This is a genomic window from Actibacterium sp., assembly GCF_041584535.1.
Classification (GTDB): domain Bacteria; phylum Pseudomonadota; class Alphaproteobacteria; order Rhodobacterales; family Rhodobacteraceae; genus Actibacterium_D.
This window is the reverse complement of sequence record NZ_JBFHDW010000279.1, coordinates 1-3,356: the sequence shown is the minus strand read 5'-3', so window position 1 is coordinate 3,356 and position 3,356 is coordinate 1. Positions and strand designations below refer to the sequence as shown.

The following is a 3,356-nucleotide window of genomic DNA, read 5'->3' as shown; positions in this document are numbered from 1 at the left end:
CCCATCGGCCGCGGCCGCGATTTCATCGGCTGCTACGACGTGCTGCGCGACCGGCTGGATCTGATGGACCGCGCCGACCGCAACAAGGTGGCGGAATCGATCAAGATCGAAGGTCTGGACGATCCGCTGCTGGAACAGCACATCCCGGCGCATCTTCTGGCAAAACTGCGCGAAGATATTGAAATGGCGCGGGAATTGCTGCCCGCTCTGGACCGGCAATCGGTTCTGGAAGGTCACATGACCCCGATCTGGTTCGGCAGCGCCATCAACAGTTTCGGCGTCAAGGAACTGATGGACGGCATCGCCACCTACGGCCCCGAGCCGCAAATTCAGGCCGCCGAACCGCGCAAGATCGCCCCCGAAGAGGACAAGGTCACCGGCTTTGTCTTTAAGGTTCAGGCCAACATGGACCCCAAGCACCGCGACCGGGTGGCCTTTGTGCGTCTGGCCTCGGGGCATTTCCAGCGCGGCATGAAGCTGACCCATGTGCGCAGCAAGAAACCGATGGCGATTTCCAACCCGGTGCTGTTTCTGGCCGCCGACCGCGAACTGGCGGAAGAGGCCTGGGCCGGCGATATCATCGGCATCCCCAACCACGGCCAGTTGCGCATCGGCGACACCCTGACCGAAGGGGAATCTATCCGCGTGACCGGCATCCCGTCCTTCGCGCCGGAATTGCTGAAAAACTGCCGCGCGGGCGACCCGATGAAGGCCAAGCATCTGGACAAGGCGCTGATGCAATTCGCCGAAGAAGGCGCCGCCAAGGTGTTCAAGCCGATGATGGGCTCGGGCTTTGTGGTCGGCGTTGTCGGCGCCTTGCAATTCGAGGTTCTGGCCAGCCGGATCGAGCTGGAATACGGATTGCCGGTGCGGTTCGAGCCAACGCAATTCACCAGCGCCCGCTGGATCACCGGCCCCAAGGATGCGGTGGAGGCGTTCGTGAAGGCCAACAAGCAGCACATCTCGTATGATAACGACGGCGATCTGGTCTACATGACCCGGCTGCAATGGGACATCGATCGCATCGCCCGCGATCACCCCGAACTGACGCTGAGCGCCACTAAGGAAATGCAGGTCTGATCCGCGACGGAAACCGGCCCGGCGGGCGTTCCACCCTTAGCCCGCCGAAAGGACCCCCTATGCGCCTGCTGTGCCTGATTGTTGCCTGTGCCACCCTGCTGCTGCGGCCCGCGTTCGCCGAGCCGCGCGTGCTGTCCGATCTCTCCTATGGTCCCGACGCGGATCAGGCGGTGGATGTCTATCTGCCCGACACTCTGTCGGCCCAATCCCCTGTTCTGGTCATGGTGCATGGCGGCGGCTGGATCATCGGAGACAAGACCAACGACCGGGTCTGGGAAGAGAAACAGGCGCATTGGGGCGCTTTGGGTTATGTGTTCGTCTCGGTGAATTACCGCATGTTGCCAGACGCTCCGGTTGCGGTTCAGGCCAGTGACGTGGCAAGCGCGCTGAAATTCGTTCAGGACCATGCGGCGCAATGGGGCGGCGATCCGGCGCAACTGGTGCTGATGGGCCATTCCGCCGGGGCGCATCTGGCGGCCCTGATCGCCGCCGACCGCGCACTTCAGGCCAAGGCCGGGCTGGCGCCGTGGCGCGGCACGGTTCTGCTGGACTCGGCCGCACTGGATGTGCCGTCGCTGCTGGCCCCGCCCGATCCGCCGCGCTATGCCGTGCGGGCCTTTGGCGAAGACCCCGAGCTGTGGATCGCCCTCAGCCCCCGGCACCGCCTGAGCGCCCCCAGCGGCCAGTTCTTCCTGATCTGCTCAAGCCAGCGCGAGACCTCGTGCCCCGAGGCCCGGAAATTCGCCGACAGCGTGCACGACACGGGCGGCGCGGCTCAGGTTCTGCCCGTCGACCTGTCTCATGCCGAGATCAACAGCACCTTAGGCAGCAATCCGATCACCACCCCGGCGGTAGACAGTTTTTTCCACTCGCTGTCCCTGCCCTGAAAAACCGCCCCGGTTGGGGAACCGGGGCGGAGGGATGACCAGCCAAGGGCATGGCTGGCCGGGGACACCGCCCAAACGGGCAGTCGGGCGGTAAGGCAGTAAGGTCGCGACCTTACAAAACAGCGCAAAACCATGGGTGCGGATCGGTCCTGACGGTCCGAGACGGCGGGTTAATAACCGCCCCGGATCAGCCAATTCGATAACGCCGCCGCGGTCTTGCTGATCCCACCTGCCCCGTCATCAACCCTGTTCGCAATAGACCGGACGGTTATTCGAAATTCCTATACCGGGGGTTTATGCGGGTTTAGTCGGCACGCCTTCCAAATTCCCGCAAAACTTGACTGTTGCCGGGGCTTGGCATAAGGAAGCTGCACATATGAAAGACTGGCAATTTGGCCGGTCGGGCCGCGCGGAATTGCGGCCACTCAATCGCCGCTTTAACCCTATAGGGCCTATATGACCAAATTTTCCGACTTGGGACTTGATCCCAAAGTTCTCGCCGCTGTTTACGATGCCGGCTATGAAACCCCGACCCCTATTCAGGCCGGTGCAATCCCGCACGCCCTGAATGGCCGCGACGTTCTGGGCATCGCCCAGACCGGCACCGGCAAGACCGCCAGCTTTACGCTGCCGATGATCACCCTGCTGTCCAAGGGCCGCGCCCGCGCCCGGATGCCGCGCAGCCTTGTTCTGGCCCCGACCCGCGAACTGGCGGCGCAGGTGGCCGAGAACTTTGACATCTACGCCAAGAACACCAAGCTGACCAAGGCGCTGCTGATCGGCGGCGTTTCGTTCAAGGAACAGGACGCGCTGATCGACCGCGGCGTCGATGTTCTGATCGCCACGCCGGGCCGCCTGCTGGACCATTTCGAGCGCGGCAAGCTTTTGCTGACCGGCGTTCAGATCATGGTGGTGGACGAGGCCGACCGGATGCTCGACATGGGCTTTATCCCCGATATCGAACGCATCTTCCAACTGACGCCCTTCACCCGCCAGACCCTGTTCTTCAGCGCCACCATGGCGCCCGAGATCGAGCGGATCACCAACACCTTCCTGTCCGCGCCTGAGCGTATCGAGGTTGCCCGTCAGGCCACCACCTCGGAAACCATCACGCAGGGCGTGGTGATGATGAAACCCTCGCGTCGTGACCGCGAAGGCAGCGAAAAACGCACCCTTCTGCGCGCTCTGATCGAACAAGAGGGTGAAAAGTGCAAGAACGCCATCATCTTCTGCAACCGTAAGGTCGATGTGGATATCACCGCCAAAAGCCTGAAAAAATACGGCTATGACGCCTCGCCGATCCACGGAGATCTGGACCAGAGCCACCGGACGAAAACCCTGGATGGGTTCCGCGATGGCACGTTGCGGTTCCTGGTGGCCTCGGACGTT

General features: G+C 62.7%; 3 protein-coding genes. All 3 read left to right on the top strand.

Going from position 1 to position 3,356, the window contains the following annotated elements; genetic code table 11:
• On the top strand, positions 1–1,080 hold a 1,080-nt coding region (locus ABYW26_RS12285; RefSeq protein ID WP_372605189.1), incomplete at its 5' end, for an EF-Tu/IF-2/RF-3 family GTPase.
• Between the two features lie 59 nt (positions 1,081–1,139).
• Positions 1,140–1,967, top strand: a complete 828-nt coding sequence (locus ABYW26_RS12280; RefSeq protein ID WP_372605188.1) for an alpha/beta hydrolase — start codon at positions 1,140–1,142, stop codon at positions 1,965–1,967.
• A gap of 456 nt (positions 1,968–2,423) precedes the next feature.
• Positions 2,424–3,356 (top strand): DEAD/DEAH box helicase (locus tag ABYW26_RS12275; protein ID WP_372605187.1); only part of this gene is annotated, 933 nt, incomplete at its 3' end.